The sequence below is a fragment of the Hydrogenovibrio sp. JE_KL2 genome, from assembly GCF_009296185.1.
Taxonomy (GTDB): domain Bacteria; phylum Pseudomonadota; class Gammaproteobacteria; order Thiomicrospirales; family Thiomicrospiraceae; genus Hydrogenovibrio.
Genome location: NZ_WBJR01000003.1, coordinates 204,212 through 225,405 on the forward strand (window position 1 = coordinate 204,212; position 21,194 = coordinate 225,405).

At 45.7% G+C, this 21,194-nt stretch carries 21 protein-coding genes; 12 read left to right on the forward strand and 9 right to left on the reverse strand.

Annotation, left to right across the window (positions count from 1 at the left end):
• Positions 1–65: 65 nt before the first annotated feature.
• Complete coding sequence (locus F8R13_RS06970; protein WP_029912739.1) at positions 66–434, reverse strand: hypothetical protein; 369 nt, start codon at positions 432–434, stop codon at positions 66–68.
• A gap of 70 nt (positions 435–504) precedes the next feature.
• On the opposite strand from F8R13_RS06970, the gene leuS reads away from it, so the two are divergent.
• The 4 genes from leuS to F8R13_RS06990 all read left to right on the forward strand — a co-directional run bounded on the left by leuS (position 505) and on the right by F8R13_RS06990 (position 6,151).
• Complete coding sequence (leuS, locus tag F8R13_RS06975; protein WP_152832980.1) at positions 505–3,126, forward strand: leucine--tRNA ligase; 2,622 nt, start codon at positions 505–507, stop codon at positions 3,124–3,126.
• 3 nt (positions 3,127–3,129) lie between these two features.
• Positions 3,130–3,714: a hypothetical protein gene (locus F8R13_RS06980; RefSeq protein ID WP_152832982.1), complete on the forward strand. Its 585-nt coding sequence runs from the start codon at positions 3,130–3,132 to the stop codon at positions 3,712–3,714.
• Entirely contained in the window at positions 3,711–4,730 is a 1,020-nt protein-coding gene (holA, locus tag F8R13_RS06985) for a DNA polymerase III subunit delta (protein WP_371414916.1), read from the forward strand. The genes F8R13_RS06980 and holA overlap by 4 nt, the downstream gene beginning before the upstream one ends.
• 152 nt (positions 4,731–4,882) lie before the next feature.
• Complete coding sequence (locus F8R13_RS06990) at positions 4,883–6,151, forward strand: glutamate-5-semialdehyde dehydrogenase (protein ID WP_371414927.1); 1,269 nt, start codon at positions 4,883–4,885, stop codon at positions 6,149–6,151.
• A gap of 60 nt (positions 6,152–6,211) precedes the next feature.
• Here the strand turns inward: F8R13_RS06990 and F8R13_RS06995 are convergent, their stop codons facing one another.
• Entirely contained in the window at positions 6,212–6,844 is a 633-nt protein-coding gene (locus F8R13_RS06995) for a DNA-J related domain-containing protein (protein WP_152832986.1), read from the reverse strand.
• A gap of 204 nt (positions 6,845–7,048) precedes the next feature.
• Here F8R13_RS06995 and nadD point away from each other — a divergent pair, with 204 nt between their 5' ends.
• From nadD to rlmH, 3 genes are all read left to right on the forward strand, one after another.
• A complete protein-coding gene (gene nadD, locus F8R13_RS07000; RefSeq protein WP_152832988.1) occupies positions 7,049–7,678 on the forward strand; it encodes a nicotinate-nucleotide adenylyltransferase in 630 nt (209 codons plus the stop codon).
• Between the two features lie 18 nt (positions 7,679–7,696).
• Positions 7,697–8,053: a ribosome silencing factor gene (rsfS, locus tag F8R13_RS07005; protein ID WP_152832990.1), complete on the forward strand. Its 357-nt coding sequence runs from the start codon at positions 7,697–7,699 to the stop codon at positions 8,051–8,053.
• A gap of 79 nt (positions 8,054–8,132) precedes the next feature.
• Complete coding sequence (rlmH, locus tag F8R13_RS07010) at positions 8,133–8,603, forward strand: 23S rRNA (pseudouridine(1915)-N(3))-methyltransferase RlmH (protein ID WP_152832992.1); 471 nt, start codon at positions 8,133–8,135, stop codon at positions 8,601–8,603.
• 23 nt (positions 8,604–8,626) lie between these two features.
• On the opposite strand, the gene amt is transcribed toward rlmH, so the two are convergent.
• From amt to F8R13_RS07035, 5 genes are all read right to left on the reverse strand, one after another.
• Positions 8,627–10,462 (reverse strand): ammonium transporter, encoded by a 1,836-nt coding sequence (gene amt / locus F8R13_RS07015; protein ID WP_152832994.1) that lies wholly within the window; start codon positions 10,460–10,462, stop codon positions 8,627–8,629.
• 232 nt (positions 10,463–10,694) lie between these two features.
• Complete coding sequence (locus F8R13_RS11570; RefSeq protein WP_152832996.1) at positions 10,695–11,108, reverse strand: periplasmic heavy metal sensor; 414 nt, start codon at positions 11,106–11,108, stop codon at positions 10,695–10,697.
• Positions 11,105–11,428, reverse strand: coding sequence for a hypothetical protein (locus F8R13_RS07025; RefSeq protein ID WP_152832998.1), 324 nt, complete (start codon positions 11,426–11,428; stop codon positions 11,105–11,107). The genes F8R13_RS11570 and F8R13_RS07025 overlap by 4 nt, the downstream gene beginning before the upstream one ends.
• Positions 11,429–11,439: 11 nt before the next feature.
• Positions 11,440–11,994 carry an RNA polymerase sigma factor gene (locus F8R13_RS07030; RefSeq protein ID WP_152833000.1) on the reverse strand — a complete coding sequence of 185 codons (555 nt, stop codon included), beginning with the start codon at positions 11,992–11,994 and terminating at the stop codon, positions 11,440–11,442.
• A 74-nt stretch (positions 11,995–12,068) separates the two neighbouring features.
• A complete protein-coding gene (locus F8R13_RS07035) occupies positions 12,069–12,569 on the reverse strand; it encodes a hypothetical protein (RefSeq protein WP_152833002.1) in 501 nt (166 codons plus the stop codon).
• A gap of 294 nt (positions 12,570–12,863) precedes the next feature.
• Here F8R13_RS07035 and rpsT point away from each other — a divergent pair, with 294 nt between their 5' ends.
• The 5 genes from rpsT (at position 12,864) to lspA (ending at position 19,371) form a co-directional block, all read left to right on the forward strand.
• Positions 12,864–13,127, forward strand: coding sequence for a 30S ribosomal protein S20 (gene rpsT, locus F8R13_RS07040; protein WP_152833004.1), 264 nt, complete (start codon positions 12,864–12,866; stop codon positions 13,125–13,127).
• Positions 13,128–13,315: 188 nt separating this feature from the next.
• Positions 13,316–14,851: a murein biosynthesis integral membrane protein MurJ gene (murJ, locus tag F8R13_RS07045; RefSeq protein WP_371414917.1), complete on the forward strand. Its 1,536-nt coding sequence runs from the start codon at positions 13,316–13,318 to the stop codon at positions 14,849–14,851.
• Between the two features lie 102 nt (positions 14,852–14,953).
• On the forward strand, positions 14,954–15,931 hold the full coding sequence (gene ribF, locus F8R13_RS07050) for a bifunctional riboflavin kinase/FAD synthetase (RefSeq protein WP_371414918.1): 978 nt from the start codon (positions 14,954–14,956) through the stop codon (positions 15,929–15,931).
• A 77-nt stretch (positions 15,932–16,008) separates the two neighbouring features.
• On the forward strand, positions 16,009–18,855 hold the full coding sequence (ileS, locus tag F8R13_RS07055; RefSeq protein WP_152833006.1) for an isoleucine--tRNA ligase: 2,847 nt from the start codon (positions 16,009–16,011) through the stop codon (positions 18,853–18,855).
• Between the two features lie 21 nt (positions 18,856–18,876).
• Positions 18,877–19,371, forward strand: coding sequence for a signal peptidase II (gene lspA / locus F8R13_RS07060; RefSeq protein WP_152833283.1), 495 nt, complete (start codon positions 18,877–18,879; stop codon positions 19,369–19,371).
• A gap of 83 nt (positions 19,372–19,454) precedes the next feature.
• On the opposite strand, the gene F8R13_RS07065 is transcribed toward lspA, so the two are convergent.
• Both F8R13_RS07065 and F8R13_RS07070 read right to left on the reverse strand, forming a co-directional pair.
• Positions 19,455–19,643, reverse strand: coding sequence for a hypothetical protein (locus F8R13_RS07065; RefSeq protein WP_152833008.1), 189 nt, complete (start codon positions 19,641–19,643; stop codon positions 19,455–19,457).
• A gap of 132 nt (positions 19,644–19,775) precedes the next feature.
• Positions 19,776–21,041 (reverse strand): lytic murein transglycosylase, encoded by a 1,266-nt coding sequence (locus F8R13_RS07070; protein ID WP_152833010.1) that lies wholly within the window; start codon positions 21,039–21,041, stop codon positions 19,776–19,778.
• Positions 21,042–21,194 lie beyond the last annotated feature (153 nt).

Consider the following 21,194-nt stretch of genomic DNA (forward strand, 5'->3'; position numbering starts at 1 on the left):
GACGTTCTACCCAACCTGGTAGATTTTCACTAAAATCTGCCAGGTTGGGTATTGAGCGTTTTGGCTTAGTGGCCTTTGTGCATGGCAGCGTTCATGCGCAAACGCAACAACATCAGGTCTGTCGGGTCAGCAAGACTGAGTGCTTTTTCTTCCAAGTAACTTTCCAAAATCGGCAGTTCCATTTCCAGGAAATTCTCTACGCCTTGTTGGTACTCAGACAGGTTTTCGGCAACGGCTTCCAAGTCTGCTTTCAGGTCTTTGCGAACCTGTTCCATTTCTTCATCCGTCAACTCTTCCAGAATCGATTCTTTTTCTTCAATATTTTCGACAGCTTGCCCGAGAAGTTCCCAGGTTTTCATGTCTGCTTTGATCAGCTCTTCTTTCGCTTTTTCCAAAAGGTAGCGATAGGCTTCAAGCATTTTATTGTCGGCCATTTTATTTCTCCAAATCTGTTATAATTTTTGTCTTATTTTTAACGCATCTTATCATAAAAGAACGAAGTCAATGGCTGAAGAAATTTATAACGATTATCAACCCCAAAACATCGAAGCGGAGATTCAAAAACGCTGGGACGACCATCAGGTATTTGTTGCTAAAGAAGACGACAGTAAAGAGAAATTTTACTGCCTGTCGATGTTCCCATATCCAAGTGGAAAGCTACATATGGGGCACGTGCGCAACTATACCATCGGGGATGTGATTTCTCGTTACCAACGCATGCAAGGCAAAAACGTATTGCAGCCAATGGGATGGGATGCATTTGGGTTGCCTGCGGAAAACGCGGCCATGCAGAACAATGTCGCGCCAGCCAAATGGACTTACGAAAACATTGATTACATGCGTAACCAGTTAAAGGCGTTGGGGCTTGGTTACGATTGGTCGCGTGAAGTCGCGACTTGTCACCCGGAATACTACCGTTGGGAACAATGGTTGTTCACGCGCTTGATGGCAAAAGGATTGGTTTACCGCAAGATGTCGGTTGTTAACTGGGACCCAATTGACCAAACGGTATTGGCGAATGAACAGGTTATCGACGGTAAAGGTTGGCGCTCTGGTGCGCCGGTTGAGCGTAAAGAAATCGCGCAATGGTTTTTGAAGATTACCGATTATGCGGATGAATTGCTAAGAGATTTAGATCAACTGGAAGGTTGGCCTGAGCAGGTCAAAACCATGCAGAAGAACTGGATTGGTAAATCAACAGGTTTGGAAATCCAATTCCCGTTAGCGTCAGGCCTAGAAGCGGGTGCGGAGAATCTAAAAGTCTATACCACGCGTCCGGATACCTTGATGGGGGTGACTTATGTTGCGGTGGCGGCAGATCATCCTTGGTCGAAAAAAGCGGCGATTAATAACGAGCCTTTAGAGCGTTTTATTGAAGAGTGTTCTCACGTTTCCACTGCGGAAGCGGATATCGAAACCATGGAGAAGAAAGGGGTCGATACCGGTATTCGCGTTAAACACCCAATCACGGGCGAGACTGTTCCGGTATGGGCGGCGAACTTCGTGTTGATGGGTTACGGAACCGGTGCGGTGATGTCAGTACCTGCACATGACCAGCGCGATTACGAGTTCGCGAAAAAAAATGATTTGCCGATTAAGTTGGTTATTCGCCCGAAAGATGCGGACGATGTGGATGTTTCTGAAGCCGCTTACCCTGAAAAAGGGGTGTTGTTTAATTCCGGTCAGTTCGATGGTTTGAGCTCGAAACAAGCCTTGAACGAGATGGCAAAAGTCTTGGGTGAACTTGGTTTGGGTGAAAAGCAAACCAACTTCCGTCTACGTGACTGGGGGATTTCTCGCCAGCGTTATTGGGGTTGTCCAATTCCGGTCATTTATTGTCCGGCTTGTGGTGCGTTGCCGGTCCCTGAAAAAGATTTACCAGTACGCTTGCCGGAAGATGTGGTGCCGGATGGTGCAGGTTCGCCATTGGCGAAACTGGACAGCTTTAAGAACTGCTCGTGTCCACAGTGTGGTGGCCCAGCGAAACGTGAAACTGATACGTTCGATACCTTCTTCGAGTCCTCTTGGTACCACGCGCGTTATACATCAAGAAACTCGAATGATGCGATGTTGGATAAAGCAGCGGCAGATCATTGGTTGCCGGTCGATCAATATATCGGTGGAATCGAGCATGCGATTTTGCATTTGTTGTACGCGCGTTTCTTCCACAAGTTGATGCGAGATGAAGGTTTGGTTTTATCCGACGAACCGTTTAAAAACTTATTGACGCAAGGAATGGTTCTTGCCGGAAGCTGGTATCAACAAGATGCCTCCGGCAAGCAAACTTGGTATTCTCCGCTGGATGTCGAGCCGGTCTCTGATGAGAAGGGCGGTATTGTCTCCGGTAAGTTGAAAGCAACGGGTGAAGAAGTGCGCTACGGTGGCGTGATTAAAATGTCCAAGTCGAAGAACAATGGTATCGACCCGCAAACGTTGATCGACCAGTATGGTGCGGACACTTTGAGACTGTATATCATGTTTGCTTCGCCGCCAGAACAAACGCTGGAGTGGTCTGACTCGGCAGTGGATGGCGCTTACCGCTTCTTGAACAGAGTTTGGCGTCAGGTGGTAGCACATGTTGACGGTGGAAACACATCGGCATGTCACTCACAAGATGGTCTGAACAAAACGCAAAAAGCCTTGCGTTTGAAACTGCATGCAACCTTGCAGAAAGTGTCTGATGACATTGGGCGCAGAATGCACTTCAATACGGCGATTGCGGCAACCATGGAATTGATGAACGAACTTTCCCGTTATCAAGTTGAGAGTGAGGAAGATAAGGCAGTCATGCAAGAAGCACTGGAGATGCTGGTGCTGATGTTGTCACCAATGACCCCGCATATTTCTCAGCAGCTTTGGGAAATGTTGGGGCATGATGGTTTGGTGTTGAATGTTGCTTGGCCTGAAGTCGATGAAAACGCTTTGGTGAAAGATGAAATCGAGATTATGGTTCAGGTCAACGGTAAGCTGCGTGGTAAGATTGAAGTCGCGGCCGATGCCGATAAAGATTCAATTATCGCCGCCGCAAAAGCCAATGAACAGGCCGCCAAGTTTATTGAAGGGTTTGAAATCGTTAAAGAAATCGTAGTGCCGGGACGATTAGTTAATATCGTTGTTAAGGGATAGAAAATGACAAGAGTCGCAACAAAAATCTGCCAGGTTGGGGGTATCAAGCCTATTGCCTTCGCGGGATTGCTTGCGGCGACTTTGTTGTTGTCTGCCTGTGGTTTCCATTTGAAAGGCATGGGTGATGCAGCCACGGCGACTTATCAAAGCATCAAGATTGTACAAAATCCTGGCGTAAGAAGTGATGTCGCACAGGTGCTGAGTCAGCAATTGCAGGCCATGGGTATTAAGGTTGTCGATAACTTGGCCGATGCCGAGCTGGTGCTGAATTTGCAGGCGACTCAAATGAGCACTTCCGTTACCGCTAGAGATGGTAAAGGGGATGTGTCCGGTGAGTTGCTGAAAATGATTCAGCCGTTCAACGCCCAAGTTGTGGCGACTGAAGAAAGTGTTATCCAGGCACAAGCCGTGGCTTATCGTGATCGCAGTGTGAATGCCGCACAAGCACAGGCTTCCAGCCGTGAATTACAATCGATTCAACGCCAAATGGCGTCTGAAGTTGCTTTGCAAGTATTGGATCGGTTGAACCGTGCTTATGCCTTGATGCATCCTGCTAAACAACAAGAGAAGAAAGCGACAGATTCGTGATTACCGCACCGGCATTTATCAGGCAGGCTCAACAACCGGGTTTTCAGATAAAGCCTCTGGTGTTGATCTATGGTGAAGAGCCGCTTTATGTTCGCTTATCTCTGGATGCGTTGCGAGAAGCACTGAAAGCGCAAGGCTTTATGCAGCGCGATCGTTATGATGTTGAAGGCCAGTTTAACTGGCAGGATTTGCAAATGGATACTCAGGCAATGAGTCTGTTTGCGGACAAACGCATTATCGAGCTGGATATGCCAAAAGGCACGCCCGGAAAGGAAGGCGGTGAGTTTATCCGTAACTGGCTGAATCAACAGCAGCAAGTGATGGATTTGGAAACCGTTGTGGTGATTACCTGTGAAAAACTGGATAGCCGCCAAACCAAAGCCAAGTGGTATCAAGCAATTGAAGCCCAGGGGCTGGTGGTGCAATCCAAGCCGATAGAAGGCAATGCATTGATTCAATGGTGCCAGAAGCGTGCAGCTGACATCGGTTTACAGTTGGATGGCGAAGCGGCCGCGGAGTTGGCGCAACGCGTGGAAGGGAACTTGCTGGCGGCAGATCAAGAGTTGGAGAAGCTTGGGCTGTTGTTTCCACAGGGCGCACAGTTGACGGTTGATAATATTCGTCAATCGGTCGCTGACCAAGCGCATTATCAATTGTTTGCACTGAGCACGGCGATGTTGTTGGGTAAAACGCAATATGCCTTGCAGATATTGCATCGGTTGCAGCAAGAGGGCTTGGAAGCGCCGATTGTTTTGTGGTTGTTGTCCAAAGAATTGCGCTCGTTGATTGCCGTCAGTCAAAAGCAACAAACGATGAATTTGGCGCAAGCCTACAAGCAATTGAATATTTGGTCTTCAAAGCAAAATGAATTCAATGCCGCTTTGAGAAGGCATAATTTAAGTTATTGGCAATCGTTGTTGGGGTTGGCAATGCAGATAGATTTTCAGATAAAGGGATTGAGCCAAGGGGATGAGTGGGTGAACCTGTCGAACTTGGTGTTTAAAATCTCGCAATAAAGCCTATTGCGAAACCTAAATTCTGCGTTGCATCCTCGAAAATTTTTTGCCTATCTTTATGATATGTCTTCAAAATTTTCTCCGGAGCGCCTTGACTTTAGATTTCTCATGACGGCTTTAGTTCTGTGTGAAACTATTAAGAAAACAAAGAGATAAAAGAAATGAGCAATGATATTCAGCAAATGATGCAAACCCTCGGGCAAAAGGCGCGCAAGGCTTCCCGTGAGTTGGCGGTGGCGACCACTGAGCAGAAAAACCGTGCATTATTGAGTATTGCTGACGCTTTGCTGGCGCAAGCGGAAACGCTGAAAGCGGAAAACAAAAAAGATTTGGAAGCCGGTAAAGCGAAAGGGCTGGATGACGCCATGCTTGATCGCCTGACCATGACAGACAAAACGATTGCAGGCATGGCCGAAGGGCTACGCCAGATTGCAGGTTTGAAAGATCCAATCGGCGAAATTGAGCACATGACTTATTTGCCTTCGGGCATTCAGGTCGGCAAGATGCGCGTGCCTTTAGGGGTGGTGGGTATCATTTATGAGTCGCGTCCGAATGTGACCATTGATGCAGCGGCTTTGTGCTTGAAGTCGGGTAATGCCACTGTTTTGCGAGGCGGTTCAGAAGCCTATTTCTCGAACCATGCTTTGGCGGCATGTATTCAACAGGCGTTGAAACAGGCAAGTTTGCCGGAAGCGGCGGTGCAAGTGGTGGAAACCACTGATCGTGAAGCGGTGGGCGAGATGATTGCCATGCCTGACTATATTGATGTCATTATCCCTCGTGGCGGCAAAAGTCTGATTGAACGTATCAGCCAAGGTGCCCGTGTACCGGTTATCAAACATTTGGATGGTATCTGTCATGTCTATATTGATGATGATGCTAATACCGACAAAGCGGTAAAAATCGCCATTAATGCAAAAACGCATCGTTACGGCGTGTGTAATGCAATGGAAACCCTGTTGGTTGCCGAAAGTCGCGCTCAGGAAATACTACCGATTCTGGCTAAAGCTTATGCCGAGAAAGGGGTTGAGCTTCGTGGGTGTGAAAAGTCTCGTGCGATTGTCGAGATGAAAGCGGCAACCGACGAAGATTGGGCAACCGAATATCTGGCGCCTATTTTATCGATCAAAGTGGTTGCGGACGTGGATGAGGCGATGGATCACATTGCTCAATACAGTTCCGGTCATACCGAATCGATTATTACAGAAAACATCACCACGTCACGCCGCTTCTTGGCGCAAGTGGATTCCAGCTCGGTAATGGTGAATGCTTCAACGCGCTTTGCTGACGGATTTGAGTATGGCTTGGGCGCGGAAATCGGCATTAGTACCGATAAGTTCCATGCAAGAGGGCCTGTTGGGTTGGAGGGACTGACTTCTCAAAAATATATCGTATTGGGTGACGGGCACATTCGTCAGTAATCCACATTTCTATCCCAACCTGGCAGATTTTCAATACAAAATCTACCAGGTTGGGTCTTTCTAAATTTCCCTTTTCAATCTATCACGCGCTTCGCATAATTTTCTAAAGTCTTCCGGCTGGCCGCCTTTATCCGGGTGGTGGATTTGCGACAGTTTTCTGAATTGTCGGTTGATCGTCTCGGCGCTCAAGTCGTCATTGATTTGCAGGATGGTGATAGATTCCTCAATGCTGATATGGGTAGAGGGCATGGATGGTAATTTGCCAAAACTTTGCCAGAAGCTATCCAATAGTTCGATGACTTCCTTTTCTTGCGTCTTGATAAATGTTTCATAGTCTAAGTAATAGTCTTTCACTTCTTCTGGTGTCTCACCAAAATCTGCCAGGTTTGCTAGATCGTTATTGGAAGCGTTATCCATAGAAAGTAAACGGATTTCCAAGCTGTGAATGGCAAGCGTGCCTTTTTCTTCTTGAATCCATTTGTCCTGCAAGCGATAGAGTAGGTGGAAGAGTAGGAAATGGGCGCGGAAAAGTTCCAGTGGTTCGAGCGAAGGCGTGAATTGCGCAAAGCCCTGTTCAACCAGTATGCGCATCAAGTCATATTCTTTATAGCGAGCGCCGCTGGAAAGGCGTTGCCACAGAGCTTGTTCTAAAGCGTCTGGTATGGTGGGATTAGCGTTATGATTTTGGGTCATAATTGTTATAATAACAACAAAGAGAGCTTTGCATGAGGTGGATGCACTGCTAAAAATGGCTAAAATTCTCCTGAATGTCGTTGAAAACTTCGCCAATAGCTAGCTATTAGCTTCCCTTTTCGCCTAATTCAGAAAAATTTTATCTCTTTTTTAACATGTGCCCCACTCGTGCAAAGCTCTCAAAGCCAAAAAAGAGATGGTTATTTGCAACTTAAACGTTTAATCGGCATTAACGGCGGCACTTTTGACCCGATTCATTTTGGTCATCTTCGCCCTGCGCTCGAAGCTTTGAATGCACTTCATTTAGACGAGGTGCGGTTTATTCCTGCTTATCGTCCTGTCCATAGAGATACGCCTCAAGTTTCTGCCGAGCAACGGTGCGAAATGATTGAGTTGGCGATTCACAATCAACCCAAGTTCAAACTGGATCGAATAGAAATCGAGCTGGGTGGGCCGTCTTATACGGTGAATACTCTGCGTGCGCTCAAAGCCCGCGAACCGGATGCAACTTTTGTGCTGATGATGGGGTCGGATGCCTTTTCGAAATTTGACACTTGGCATGACTGGCAAGGTATTTTGGCGCTGGCAAACTTGGTGGTGACGCACCGTCCGGGAGAGCCGATGCCGTCCGAAGGTGAAATCGGTCGATTGTTTCATCAGCGGTGGGTACCGAATTTAACGCAGGACGCAGGGCAAATATTGGATTTGCCGATTACACAACTGGATTTAAGTGCAACCGCCTTACGCTCCTACTTGAGTCATGGCGATTCGGTGGACTATCTGATGCCGGAATCTGTTGCGCACTATATTAAAGAACACCAACTTTACCAATAAGAGGGACTACGCAAAAAAATGGATATCAAAAACGTTGAAGACTTGGTTGTCAAAACCTTAGAAGACAGCAAAGCCAGAGACATTCAGGTTTTGGATGTGACAGAGCTTTGTTCTTTTACTGACCGAATGATTGTAGCGACAGGAACTTCCTCCACGCATGTGCGTTCAACGGGTGATGCTGTTGCTCAAGCTTTTAAGGACATCAACGAAGCGCCGTTAGGTGTGGAAGCGGGTCCTGAACCTGATTGGGTGCTGGTTGACCTCGGAAATGCCGTGGTTCATGTGATGACGGAATCTGCCCGTGCGCATTACCAGCTTGAAAAGTTGTGGCAAGCGCCTTCAGCCCAGGAAATGGTCAGCTCAGCAAAAGCTTGATGCGGTAAAGTTTTGCTCAGGTTAGCCTAAAAGGTTGTTTTGGGTTTTCAGGAGTGTGTCCGCTGAAAATTGATTGTTTATGATTATTCATTTTATTGTGGTTGGGCAAAAAATGCCCAAGTGGGTTCAGGAAGGCTACCAAGAATACGTGAAACGCCTGCCGAAGTCCTGTTCTTTGAAGTTGGTGGAACTGCCGATGGCGACTCGTGGCAAAACGGGTAGTGTCGATGGTTACAAAGAAGACGAGGCAAAACGTATCTTGGCAGCCGTGCCTAAAAATGCTCAACTGGTCGTATTGGATGAGCATGGTGAGCAGCCGACGACTTTAAAACTGTCACAAAAACTGGATGAGTGGTTGAGTTCCGGTCAGGATGTAGCGTTGATTGTGGGCGGGCCAGATGGTTTACAGGCAGATTTGATTGCGAGTGCCAGATGGAAGTGGAGCCTGTCGAAACTCACGCTGCCGCATCCGTTGGTCAGGGTAGTGGTGGCTGAGCAGATTTACCGAGCTTGGTCGGTATTGCAAAACCATCCATATCACCGAGAGTAGTGCATAGACACCTTCTTTTTTGACTAAGCGACGACCCATTGTCCTTTTCCTCTTCGTTTTGCTTCATACATGGCGTTGTCCGCATCCTTTAAAATGGAGTCAACAGACACATTTGATTTTTCATCGAATATTTTCAATCCAATAGAAGCACTGACATGGCCGGAAATCTCATCCGTCAATGTCATAGGTTCTTGCAATACCTCAATAATTTTTTCAGCGACCTGCGCAGCAAAACTATCGTTCTGAATGTTTTCCAGCAAAATCACGAATTCGTCGCCGCCAAACCTTGAAGCAAGATCGGACTTTCTAATGGACGACAGAATTCTCTCGGCAGCGGTTTTTAGCACAATGTCTCCCGCATCATGTCCATATTGGTCGTTGATATTTTTAAAACCATCGAGGTCGACGAAGAGTAACGCGTTGGCTTGTGACTGGCGCTCCATTCTTAATAGTGTTCGGCTCAATGTGTCTGATAATACATTGCGCTTCGCGAGGCCAGTCAGCAGGTCGTAATGAGCCATTTTGTAGGTTTCTTCAAGCAAGGCTTCCTTCTCGGAGCTAAGCTGGTTGAAGGCCTGGGTTACGTGGTTGTAATAGGTCGCAATTAAATAGGCATCTGATTGAGGCTCCACCAAAATCTTTTTAGAGAAGTCCTGTTCTTTAGCCTGAATGTTCATGGCGCTTGCCAAGTCATACATGGAAGTTGAAGCTTTGTGTTCGGTGACATTGAGGCCGAGGATTTCATCCGTTTCCGATACCCGTAGTTTGAAAAAGTGGTTGATGGTACTCAATAGAAGGTAAGTGACACCAAACGATAGGGCGCCAATCGCGATAATGCCGGTTAACTGATATTCCAGTTGTTGAAGCATTTGTTCCGGCGGGACAAGAAAGGCCACGGCGAGTGTTCCGGTGATGCCGGCAAACAGATGTACCGGAACGGCATCAATGGCATCGTCGATACGCAGTTTAATCAATACGGCCTTACCGATTAAATAGGCAATGCTACCGAGTGCGCCAATAATCATTGCCGAAGAGCTAGTGGCAATATGAGCGCAGGCAGTGATGGCAACCAATCCCGATAAGACGCCGTTCATAATATCGTTGACCTGGTAATATCGGGTAGACAGCCTGCCCAATACTAAACCAACCAGTCCGCCAGAACACCCTGCGATTAGCGTATTGAGTATGACTAAACCAGTTACGGCATTCAGCGCCAAAACACTACCACCATTGAATCCAATCCAACCCAGCCAGATTAGGAACACACCCAGTGCGCTAAAAGCGAGATTGGATTGGTCAAAGCTATGCACTCCATCATCAAAACGGCCAATGCGTGGACCGATGATTAAGATTGCTGCCAGGGCCGCCCAGCCACCAACCGAGTGCACAACGGTGGAACCGGCAAAGTCAATGAAGCCGAGTTGCGCTAACCAGCCTTCGGCGTTCCATGCCCAATGCGCTTGAATCGGGTAAATAAACAAGGAAACGATCACGGCAATCACTAAGTATGACGAGTATTTAGTCCTTTCAGCAATGGCACCTGAAATAATGGTGACAGCAGTCGAGGCAAACATGGCGTGAAATAACATTAGAGTGGTATTGGATAGGCTGCTCTCGTAAAAGAAAGCAGGGCTCCAGCCGAACCAACCATCATGACTTTTGCCGAGCATAATGCTAGCACCGACGATGGCAAAAATCATGAAAGCGATTAGAAAATCACTAAAGTTCTTGATGGCGGTTGAGATGGAGTTTTTCGTTCGGGTGGCGCCAGCTTCAAGCGCAGTGAAGCCTGGTTGCATGATTGCGACCAGAACTGCACTGAATAGAACCCATAGAATGTCGACAGGTTGTTCACTCATTTGCCTTGCGCCTATCTTGGAATAGCTTGTAGAGGAAAATACAACGACTGAGTTGCGCCCTTTATGAAATAGTAAGCAAGATTAACACCATAATTATTAATGTTTTATTTTCAAAATAGTTGGTGTATTTAAGTGTGCTGAGGAGAAGGTTTTTTTGCAATGTGTTAAGAGAATGGTCAGTTTTGTTTGTTAATGGTGCATTACAACCTCCATGTCGTAATGCAATTCTTTATCATTTGAAGCCGGGTGGTGGTGGAAGATGTTCAAGTTCTTCCACCAACTGTTGCCTTTTTTCTAGAGACAGTTTAGATGCTGTTTGAAAAAGGGCTTCAGTTATGTTCTTAAATTTCTGGTTGTGTAGGTTGGTTAACTCGGTTGTCAGCTTCTCAAATTGAGCATGGTCGATTTCTTTAGCGGATAAAAGCGTATTTATCTTATGCCTTGTTTCCATGATCTGAAGATCAATAGGGCGGTTTTCATGCATGCTCTTTTCCATAATTACTCTCAGTTCCGAGTCTTTATTAAATATGCTAGGTGGTGGAAATCTGGGAAAAGCTGGTGAGGTTGCTTTTCCTATCAAAACGCCAATTAGAAGCACGTTCAGTAAAACAGAAAAGCCAATGATGTATTTCCAACGTTGTGTCATGGTGTATATCCGTATTGGTATGCTTGGTTAAAGTAGCTGCTTATAGTTTGTGGCGTGGTATCTTGTGCACCCAAGCCGCCAATTAATATGCCCACCACAAAAACAGGCAGAGCGATTTTTGCTGGAGACAATGAAAAACAAGACTGCCAGATAAAAGTAATCTCAGACCATATGGTCAACCATGTTGGTTCGGATTGAGGGACGGTTTCTGCTTTTTCAATGATGCGTTTCGAGAAGCTTTCTGAAACATTGGGAAGTTTTCGATCCTGTAAAATCGCATCAATATGAGCATCGGTAAAAGGTGTTTGTTCTGGTTTCATTTCTATTGTCCTCAATTTGAAATATTGCTATTGAGTCTATTTTTTATATTGTTTTTACCTCGCATGATAAGTGATTGCAAGGCTTTAAGGCTTAAATTCATAATATCCGCGGCTTCTTGGTTGCTCATGTCTTCAAAAAAACATAGGTTGAGCGCAACTCTTTGCCGAGAGGGTAATTCATTAATAAGGGTTTCCAATTGGACTTGCATTTCGAGATGCACCAATTGCTCTTCGTGAGAAGAGTGGTTGGCGGGCAAGTTTATCTCATTAATGGATTCGATTTGAAAGTGTGGTTTTTTTCTTTTCAAATCCAAGCATCGGTTAATGATGACTTGATAGAACCAAGTTGTAAATTGTGTCTGTTTATTTTCGTTCCATAGTTTCGGGCGTTCCCATAGTTTTATGAATGCATCCTGCACAATATCTTCGGCCTGCTGGTTGTCATTGGTAAAACGAAACGCAAGTCTGTAGTAACTCTCGGAATGGCGTTCCACCAATTCGGCGAAGGCCAGATGGCTTCCTTGCTGTATGAGTGAGAGGAGTTCTTTATCGGTTAGTTTGTGCATAGTTTTATATTAAGTGTACCTTGGAAAAAGTACACTTAAAATCAGTGCTATCCTGAAGGCCATTTAGCAGCCGTTTAGGCGGTTGTTGAAAAAATATTGCCAGTAGTGCTACTGGAGTTGGCTTTGATCGAGTTGATGAAAGCTTCAAAGTCACTTTGTGTTGCCGTGCCGTTTTCATAAGAGGTCAGCAAATCGCTTAGTTGTTGGCTATAAGAATCATCGGAATCTGAATCGGAACTTGATGATTGTTGTGGCGGAGGAGGAGGCATTCTGCCGCCAGGAGGTTGCATGCCGTTAGCTTGCATTTCTGCTTGAATGTTGGATGAGAAATCAAATCCCTCAGATTCAACCGTGCTTTTTAGACTGTCTCCCATTGGGATGCCTGCTTGTTGGAACTGTTGGAAGATGGACTCGAAGTCACTTTGTGTGATGTTGCTGGAGTCGTAGTTGGATAGGGTGTCTTTGACCTGCTGTTTTTGGTCATCCGTCAAGGTTTGTTGGTTTTGTTGTCCATTTTGTGTCGCTTGGCTGACTGTCGCAGACATCATTTGACTCACGGTGCTAGAGATATTCATTGTCGTATTCTCCTTAGGGTTTTCTGTGTGTGGTTTTAAAGTGATTAGAGAAGGGCTCTATCAACTTTATTACGCTTTAGCAGCAAAAAGTCTTCGCACAAAAAATTAATTGTTTATATATAGGGGTTTTCAGCAAAATAAGTTTGACAGAGGGTGGTTCGGTGTGGATAATTTCGCAATCCTTTCAAACATTTATAGTTGTTGCAGAAAGATTTAGCCCTTTCAAAGCAATGACTTGTCGATGCGTATCGATATTAAACGATTGAAATAACCAAATTTTGGAGACAAATTTAAATGGCAAACTCAGTACAAGCTAGAAAAAGAGCGCGTCAAGCCGAAGCGCATCGTCAACATAACGCTAGCATGCGTTCTGCAATGCGTACAACTGTAAAGAAAGTTCTTCACGCAGTTGAAGCTGGTGACAAGGAAGCTGCAACTGCTGCATTCCGTGTTGCTCAATCAAGCTTAGATGGTATGGCTCGTAAAGGCATTATCGCTAAGAATAAAGCTTCTCGTAGCAAGAGCCGTCTAAACGCTCGTATCAAAGCTATGGCGTAATTGCTAACGCAATTATAAAGAAACCGGGTATATCCCGGTTTTTTTGTGCCTGAAATTCGTCAAAATCGAAATTCCAAAGATATGTACGCTTTTATTGGGTTTTCGGTTTATCACTTAGCGAACTACTGCTATGATTTTGCAAAGCATCTTTTAAGGATGTTGTTTCGTTTTCATAACAAAGGAATTTTGTGAAAAGGTTGATAAAAGCCACTGCTACCGTGGGTAGCATGACCATGATTTCCCGTGTACTTGGCTTTGTCCGAGATATGGTGATTGCTCGCTATTTTGGGGCGTCCACCGGCGCGGACGCATTTTTTGTGGCCTTTAAGATCCCTAATTTCTTTCGACGACTATTTGCAGAGGGTGCATTTTCGCAGGCGTTTGTGCCGGTTCTCGCAGAGGCAAAAGAAAAAAAAGGACTGGATGCTGTTAGGCATTTGGTGAATGCAATCAGTTTCCGACTAGGTAGTATATTGCTGGCACTGACGGTGTTGGGTGTTTTCGGTTCCGGCATCTGGATGATGGTGTTTGCCCCTGGGTTTATTGATGATCCAGTTAAATTCAAGCTAGCGTCCGATATGCTTTCCATTACTTTTCCTTACTTACTGTTGATTTCGTTTGTAGCACTCTCCTCTGCGATACTTAACACTTATAACCAGTTTGCCGTTCCGGCGTTCACGCCAGTGTTTTTGAATCTGGTGCTGATTTCTTTCGCTATATGGGTGGCACCTTTGTTGTCGGTGCCTGTTATGGCGTTGGCTTGGGGGGTGTTGGTTGCAGGTGTCGTTCAACTCTTGTTCCATGTACCTTTTTTGATGAAGCTCGGTTTGTTACCAAAACCGAGACGATATGACGACCCGGGTGTACATGAAGTGAAGCGCTTGATGTTGCCGGCGCTGTTTGGGGTATCGGTTGCGCAGATCAATTTATTGATCGACACCGTACTGGCATCTTTTCTGGTCACCGGCTCAGTCTCATGGCTTTATTATTCCGACCGCTTGATGGAATTTCCCTTGGGGGTATTTGGGGTTGCACTGGCGACAGTTGTGTTGCCGGGGTTATCTAAAAAAGCGGCGAATGATGATTGGGAAGGATTTAGAGAGGATCTGGATGGCGCACTTAGATTGGTCTTTATTTTAGGGGTGCCAGCGACCTTAGGGTTGGTCATGCTGGCGCAGCCATTGTTGGTGAGTTTATTCAACTATGGTGCCTTTAGTGATCATGATGTCATGATGGCAAGTAAGAGTTTGGTTGCCTATGGTTTTGGATTGCTTGGTTTTATTTTGGTGAAAATTTTAGCCCCGGCGTTCTACGCGAGAAAAGAGATGAAAATCCCTGTCAAAATCGCCGTCATTGCATTGGTTGTGAATACTACCTTGAATCTGATTTTAATTGGTCCCTTTGCACACGTCGGTTTGGCTGCGGCCACTTCTATTGCTGCTTTCGTCAATGCTGGGTTGCTTTATTACCATTTGAGAAAGTCCGGCGTGTTTTTTCATCAACCGGGCTGGTCTAAGTTTGGGGTTCAGGTGTTGGTCGCTAATCTATTGCTGATTTTATTTTTATATGGTTTGACGCCTGCTGATAATGTTTGGTTGGCGTTTGATGCTTGGGATCGTTTGGGGTGGCTGGCTGCGCTGGTAGTGGGCGCTGTAGCAGTGTATTTTTTGACCTTGCTAATACTGGGTCTGCGCCCGTCACAATGGAAAAGAAATTCAGCGTAATTGTCATAGTTTGAAACACTCGTAAAAGTATAAATTCCTTGAATATTAGCAAAATCATGTTAGATGGAATGAGCTATAATTTCAGGCTTACAGTTTGATTTAGTGATTGATGAAAACAAGGTTGAAAACACTGCTGCTATGCAATTGATTCGCGGCTTGCATAATTTGGATCGAGTAAGTCATGCCTTCCAAAAAGGCTGCGTGCTGACGATTGGAAATTTCGATGGTGTTCATCTTGGACATCAGCAGATTTTAGATCAGGTTGCGGCTGATGCTGCAGCGGCTGGTCTGCCTAGTATCGTGATGTTGTTTGAACCCTTGCCAATCGAGTTTTTTGCGCCGGAAAAAGCGCCGGTAAGATTGATGAATCTTCGTGAAAAACTGGATGCTTTTGGCAATACCCACGTTGATTATGTTCTGGTGTGCCGGTTCGACGAACGTTTTGCTCAGATGAGTGCCAATGCATTTGTCGAGGAGCTGTTGCTGGAGAGGCTGAATGTAAAGCAACTGGTGGTTGGAGACGACTTTCGTTTTGCCAAGAACCGTGAAGGCTCATTCCAAACTTTGGTGGACAGCGGGAAAAAGCATGGCTTTGTGGTCGACGATATGTCTACGCTGCTGCATCAGGGAGAGAGAGTCAGCAGCACTCGTATTCGACAAGCACTGGCCGCACATGACTTGGACTTGGTTCAGCATTTGTTGAACAAGCCTTTTTACTTTAAGGGCCGAGTGATCCACGGCAAACAACTGGGACGACAGCTGGGCTTTAGAACGCTGAACTTGAACCCTAAGCGGTTGCAAATGCCTGTAGAGGGCGTTTATACCGTTTATGTTTCAGGCTTGGCAGATGAAGATTGGCCGGGTATTGCTAATATTGGCGTGCGTCCAACAGTTGATGGGCTTCGCCCTTCGATAGAAGTGCATTTGTTTAACTGGACAAAAGACATCTACGGCTGTCACGTTGGCGTGAAGTTGCATCAGTTCATTCGTTCTGAAATGAAGTTTGATTCGCTGGATGCGTTGAAAGACCAGATATCGAAAGATGTGCAACAAGCCAAACAGATTTTAAACCTAAATTAAACGCTTAGAAATTAACCGAAACGAAACCGAATTTTCAAAATTTGATTTAACGACTTAACGAAACTTAGAAGCAGATTATGGCCAAAGACTATAAACCGACTTTAAACCTTCCTGAAACGGATTTTCCGATGCGCGGTAACCTACCGAATCGTGAGCCGAATCAAGTGGAACAATGGGAAACTCAAGCACTCTATCAAACCGTGCGTGATGCTATGAAAGGGCGTCCGAAGTTTATCCTGCATGATGGCCCTCCATACGCAAATGGCGATATTCACACTGGGCATGCGATCAATAAAGTTTTGAAGGACATCATTGTTAAGTCAAAAGGCTTAAGCGGTTTTGATGCGCCTTATGTTCCGGGTTGGGACTGTCATGGTTTGCCGATTGAGCTGAATGTCGAGAAGAAAAAGGGCAAAGTTGGTCAGAAGATCAACGCTACAGAATTCCGTCAAGCGTGCCGCGACTACGCTCAGAAACAAGTTGAAGGGCAAATGAAGGATTTCAAGCGTTTGGGGATTATGGCAGATTGGCAAAATCCTTATCTGACGAAAGATTTCAAGTACGAAGCGGATGAGATTCGTGCCCTCGCGAAAATGATTGAAAACGGTCATTTGGTTAAGGGTACCAAGCCTGTTTACTGGAGTGTTGGTGGGCATTCTGCATTGGCGGAAGCTGAAGTAGAGTACGAAAATAAGCGTTCACATGCGATTGATGTGCGCTTCAAAGTGCTAGATGAAGAAGCATTCTTTAAACGTTGCCATCATGTCGAAGATCATTTGGGTGAAGGGCCATTATCGGTTGTTATCTGGACAACCACGCCTTGGACACTGCCTGCTAACCAAGCGGTCTCTATTAACCCAGAGTTGGAATATGTTGTCGTACAAGTGACCGGTGAGCACGGACCAGAAAGATTGTTTGTGGCCGAAGCCTTATTGAAAGACGTGATGGACAAATGGGACTTCGAAACTTATCGTGTGATTGCTTACGGTCGTGGTGACCAGTTTGACCTTATTCGTCTACAGCATCCATTTTATGACAGAGTTGTGCCAATTATTTTGGGTGACCACGTCACGACTGATGCGGGTACCGGGTGTGTACACACCGCACCTGGTCACGGTCAGGAAGACTATGCCGTTGGTTTGAAGTATGACCTGGAAGTCGATTGTCCGGTTGATGGCAATGGTAATTTCGTTGCCGGAACTCCTTTGTTTGAAGGTGAGAACGTTCTTAAAGTTGATGATCATGTCATTGAAGTGTTGCAAGAACATAAGACGTTGGTTCATCACGAAGTGATTACTCACAGTTATCCGCATTGCTGGCGAACTAAGACACCATTGATTTTCCGTGCAACGCCTCAGTGGTTTATCAGTATGACCCAAGCAGGTTTGCGTGACGATGCTTTGAAGGAAATCAAACAAGTTCAATGGATGCCAGATTGGGGGCAAAATCGAATCGAAGGCATGGTTGAAGACCGTCCAGATTGGTGTATTTCCAGACAACGTTTCTGGGGTGTGCCTATCACTATTTTCGTACACAAAGTCACGGGAGAAATGCACCCGGACACCTTAGCGTTGATGGAAAAAGTCGCTCAAATGGTTGAAGAAAACTCTATCGATGCTTGGTATGACCTAGACGTTACCACTTTGCTAGGGGATGAAGCCGATGATTATGAGCAAGTCACCGATATTCTGGATGTTTGGTTTGACTCTGGTGTTTCCCACTATGCAGTACTGGATCAACGAGACGGATTGCACTCGCCAGCAGACTTGTATCTGGAAGGGTCGGATCAACATAGAGGTTGGTTCCAGTCTTCGATGCTGACCTCCTTAGCGATTCACGGTCGTGCGCCATACAAGCAAGTATTGACTCATGGTTTCACTGTCGACAAAGATGGTAAGAAAATGTCTAAGTCTATGGGGAATGGTATTGCGCCACAGGATATTTCTAATCAATATGGTGCGGACATCTTGCGCTTATGGATTTCTGCGGTGGACTATCGTTATGAAATGACGGTAACAGGTGAAGTCTTTAGCCGTACGGCAGATGCATATCGCCGTATTCGTAATACCTCAAGATTCCTGTTGGCGAACATCAATGGCTTCAATCCAGAGACGGACCAAGTAGCTTATGCTGACTTATTGCCATTGGATCAATGGGTTATTGGTCGTGCGTACAACTTGCAGCAAGAAATTATCGCGGCTTATGAAGCTTATAATTTCCATGCAATTTATCAGGCGGTAACCCACTTCTGTTCTATGGACTTGGGGGCGTTCTATCTGGATGTCATCAAAGATAGACAATACACCTGTAAGCCAGATGGCTTGCCAAGACGTTCAGCACAAACAGCGCTGTACCATATTGTGGAAGCACTGACGCGTTGGATTGCACCGATTTTGAGCTTTACCGCAGAAGAAATCTGGGCAACCTTGCCGGGAGATCGCAGTAAGACAATTTTTGTCGAGCAGTGGTATGAAGGTTTGACGGCTCTGGACGAAAGTCAGACGATGAATTCAGAGTTCTGGAATACAGTAATGTTGGTGCGTTCAGATGTAGCAAGAGAACTGGAAAAACTTCGCAATAAAGGTGAAATAAAAGGATCTTTAACAGCAAAGGTGACTTTAGCATGTAATGATGTTTTGCATGAGAAGCTAGCCTTGCTGAGGGATGAATTGCGTTTTGTTTTAATTACATCGGAAGCAACTCTTAAAAACTATGGTGATGATGACATTATTGCGGTGCCTGGATTTGTGCAAGGGACTGACTGTGATGATGTGTTTGTTAAAGTAGAACCAACAAATGCACCGAAGTGTGGTCGCTGCTGGCATCACCGAGAAGATGTCGGTACGCATTCTGAAGATGAAGAGCTTTGCCAGCGTTGTATTGATAACGTTCATGGTGACGGCGAAACGCGCCATTTTGCATAGGGTTTAGATTTGACAAACTCAATGAATGGATGGCGCTCAACCGGACTAGTCACTTTGTGGCTAGCGCTGTTGGTAATTGTGTTGGATCAGCTCACTAAGTACTGGGCGAATAGCGCGCTGGAGTTTGGTGTGCCGGTTGCGGTATTGCCACATTTAAACTTTACGTTGGTGTATAACGAAGGTGCGGCATTCAGCTTCTTGGCAGATATGGGCGGCTGGCAACGCTGGTTGTTTTCTGCTTTAGCGGTGGCAGTGAGTTTGGTGCTTATCTTCTGGTTAAAACGTTTGCCAAGCAAATGGACCTTGGAAGTCGTGGGTATCAATTTGGTGCTAAGCGGTGCGTTGGGCAATGTGATTGACCGCTTGATTGAAGGCAGAGTGACAGACTTTGTCGATTTCTATATCGGGCTGTGGCACTATGCGACCTTTAATGTCGCGGATATCGCTATTTCGATTGGCGCGGTTATTCTTCTCTGGTCAGAGTTCTTTTCTAAGAAGTCAAAAGAAACCGAATAACAAGGTTCTTTGATGTTTTTCATCGTGAAAATCTGCCAGGTTGGGGGTATGAAACTATCCCCAACCTGGCAGATTTTTTTGTTTTAAGGCTGAGTATCTGAGGCTTTGAGGGCGAAAGAACGCTTTTGCTTCACTTCCTCATTATTGAGTTTGGTGAGCTTGCACATCAACTTCCAAAACTGATAGGCGCTGGGATAGGCCGCAGACGATTGGTTCGTTGACCGAATGTCTGTATCAATAGTGGATGTGTCGAAAGATGGCATGGATGTCATTTGTGACCAATTCTTATTATTTATCGTTAAAGCATTAAATCTCGTTAATGCCTATTTTAACCTTTTTAATTCAATAGGTTAAATTCGAAAATAAGCTTATAAAAAGCGTTATCCCGGTAAAGGGAAAGACGCTTAATTATCTCCCTGATTTTTTCTCAGGATTTCCAGCATTCGATAGGAAGGGTAGCCGTCCGGCGGTAGGTTGTGGTCGATTTGATAATTGCGAACCGCTTGGCGAGTTTTTCCACCAATAATGCCGTCCAAAACCTGAATGTCATAGTGATCCCGTTTGAGGCGATCTTGTAGTTCGATGATTTGTTGATGCGAAAGCGAGCGATCATCTTTAGGTTGTGTTTTGGTCAGCTCCGGGCGGCCAACAAGGCGGTCAGCCAAATGTGCAACGGCGAGGGCGTAGCTATCCGAACGGTTCCAGCGCTTGATGACGAAGTAGTTGTCATACACTAGGAATGCAGGGCCACGGTAGTCGTAAGGCAAGACAAGGGCTGCATCCATGACTTCGTTCGGTAAAGGTCGACCATCTGCTAGCTTGATTCCAAGCTTTTGCCAGTAGGCAAGAGGATGTTTGGTTTTGCCATCCGCAAGGGTTAGATCAAAGCCTTTCGGTAGTTCAACTTCTCTTCCCCAGTTTTCACCGCGTTGCCAGCCCAGTTGCTCAAGGAAGTTGCCCATGGAGTTGAAGACATCAGGCAAGCTGTTCCATAGATCTTTGGTACCTGAGTTGTCACCGTCCACGGCGTATTTCAGGTAGTTGCTTGGCATGAACTGGCATTGCCCCATGGCACCTGCCCAAGAGCCTTTCATTTCATCGACCGTTACATTGCCTTGGTCGAGGATTTCTAAAGCGCTAATTAACTCCTTGGTGAAAAAGCTGGAGCGGCGGTCGTCGTAGGATAGTGTCGCTAACGACTCGATAATAGGCGTGTTGCCGGTATAACCACCAAAGTTGGTTTCCATACCCCAGAAGGCGACCAGAAAACGCTCCGGTACGCCATATTTCTTTGTGACTTCAGAGAGCTCTGCTTGGTATTTTTTTAGGAAGAATTTTCCTTTCACGATACGCCAGTTAGTGACGGCACGATTGAAGTATTGCCAAAAAGTTTGGGCGAACTCAGGCTGTCTTCTATCTAACTCCAATACACGTAAATTCAAATGGACGTCTTTGAAAGCAATATTTAATGTTTTCTGCGAAATACCCTGCTTGAGTGCTTGCTTTTTAAAGTCAGTCACCCACTTCTGGAAGTCAGCTTCATTTTGCGTTGGTGGTGGCGTGTAAGTGCTGGCAGTAGCAGGTTGTAGTATGAATAGTACCGCAAAAAAACTGAGTAGGGTTCTCAGTGCCAGCGATGTCAGTCGAGAGTGTTTTGTGCCCAAAGTCATGCGTCCAAAGTGGTGAGTGTTATAGAGAGATTTGCACGAGATGGGTTCACGAATAAAAATGGTTAAAATTCGCCTGATTTGCGTTGCAAAACTTGCTGATAGCCAGCTATTAGCTGCGTTTCGCGCCTTAATCAGAAAAATTTTTCCTCACTT

Excerpts from the sequence above, each read along its gene's own strand:
- F8R13_RS06970 (WP_029912739.1), bottom strand. The coding sequence starts at position 434 with ATGGCCGACAATAAAATGCTTGAAGCCTATCGCTACCTTTTGGAAAAA.
- leuS (WP_152832980.1), top strand. The coding sequence starts at position 505 with ATGGCTGAAGAAATTTATAACGATTATCAACCCCAAAACATCGAAGCG.
- F8R13_RS06980 (WP_152832982.1), top strand. The coding sequence starts at position 3,130 with ATGACAAGAGTCGCAACAAAAATCTGCCAGGTTGGGGGTATCAAGCCT.
- F8R13_RS06995 (WP_152832986.1), bottom strand. The coding sequence starts at position 6,844 with ATGACCCAAAATCATAACGCTAATCCCACCATACCAGACGCTTTAGAA.
- rsfS (WP_152832990.1), top strand. The coding sequence starts at position 7,697 with ATGGATATCAAAAACGTTGAAGACTTGGTTGTCAAAACCTTAGAAGAC.
- rlmH (WP_152832992.1), top strand. The coding sequence starts at position 8,133 with ATGATTATTCATTTTATTGTGGTTGGGCAAAAAATGCCCAAGTGGGTT.
- amt (WP_152832994.1), bottom strand. The coding sequence starts at position 10,462 with ATGAGTGAACAACCTGTCGACATTCTATGGGTTCTATTCAGTGCAGTT.
- F8R13_RS11570 (WP_152832996.1), bottom strand. The coding sequence starts at position 11,108 with ATGACACAACGTTGGAAATACATCATTGGCTTTTCTGTTTTACTGAAC.
- F8R13_RS07025 (WP_152832998.1), bottom strand. The coding sequence starts at position 11,428 with ATGAAACCAGAACAAACACCTTTTACCGATGCTCATATTGATGCGATT.
- F8R13_RS07030 (WP_152833000.1), bottom strand. The coding sequence starts at position 11,994 with ATGCACAAACTAACCGATAAAGAACTCCTCTCACTCATACAGCAAGGA.
- F8R13_RS07035 (WP_152833002.1), bottom strand. The coding sequence starts at position 12,569 with ATGAATATCTCTAGCACCGTGAGTCAAATGATGTCTGCGACAGTCAGC.
- rpsT (WP_152833004.1), top strand. The coding sequence starts at position 12,864 with ATGGCAAACTCAGTACAAGCTAGAAAAAGAGCGCGTCAAGCCGAAGCG.
- ileS (WP_152833006.1), top strand. The coding sequence starts at position 16,009 with ATGGCCAAAGACTATAAACCGACTTTAAACCTTCCTGAAACGGATTTT.
- lspA (WP_152833283.1), top strand. The coding sequence starts at position 18,877 with ATGAATGGATGGCGCTCAACCGGACTAGTCACTTTGTGGCTAGCGCTG.
- F8R13_RS07065 (WP_152833008.1), bottom strand. The coding sequence starts at position 19,643 with ATGACATCCATGCCATCTTTCGACACATCCACTATTGATACAGACATT.
- F8R13_RS07070 (WP_152833010.1), bottom strand. The coding sequence starts at position 21,041 with ATGACTTTGGGCACAAAACACTCTCGACTGACATCGCTGGCACTGAGA.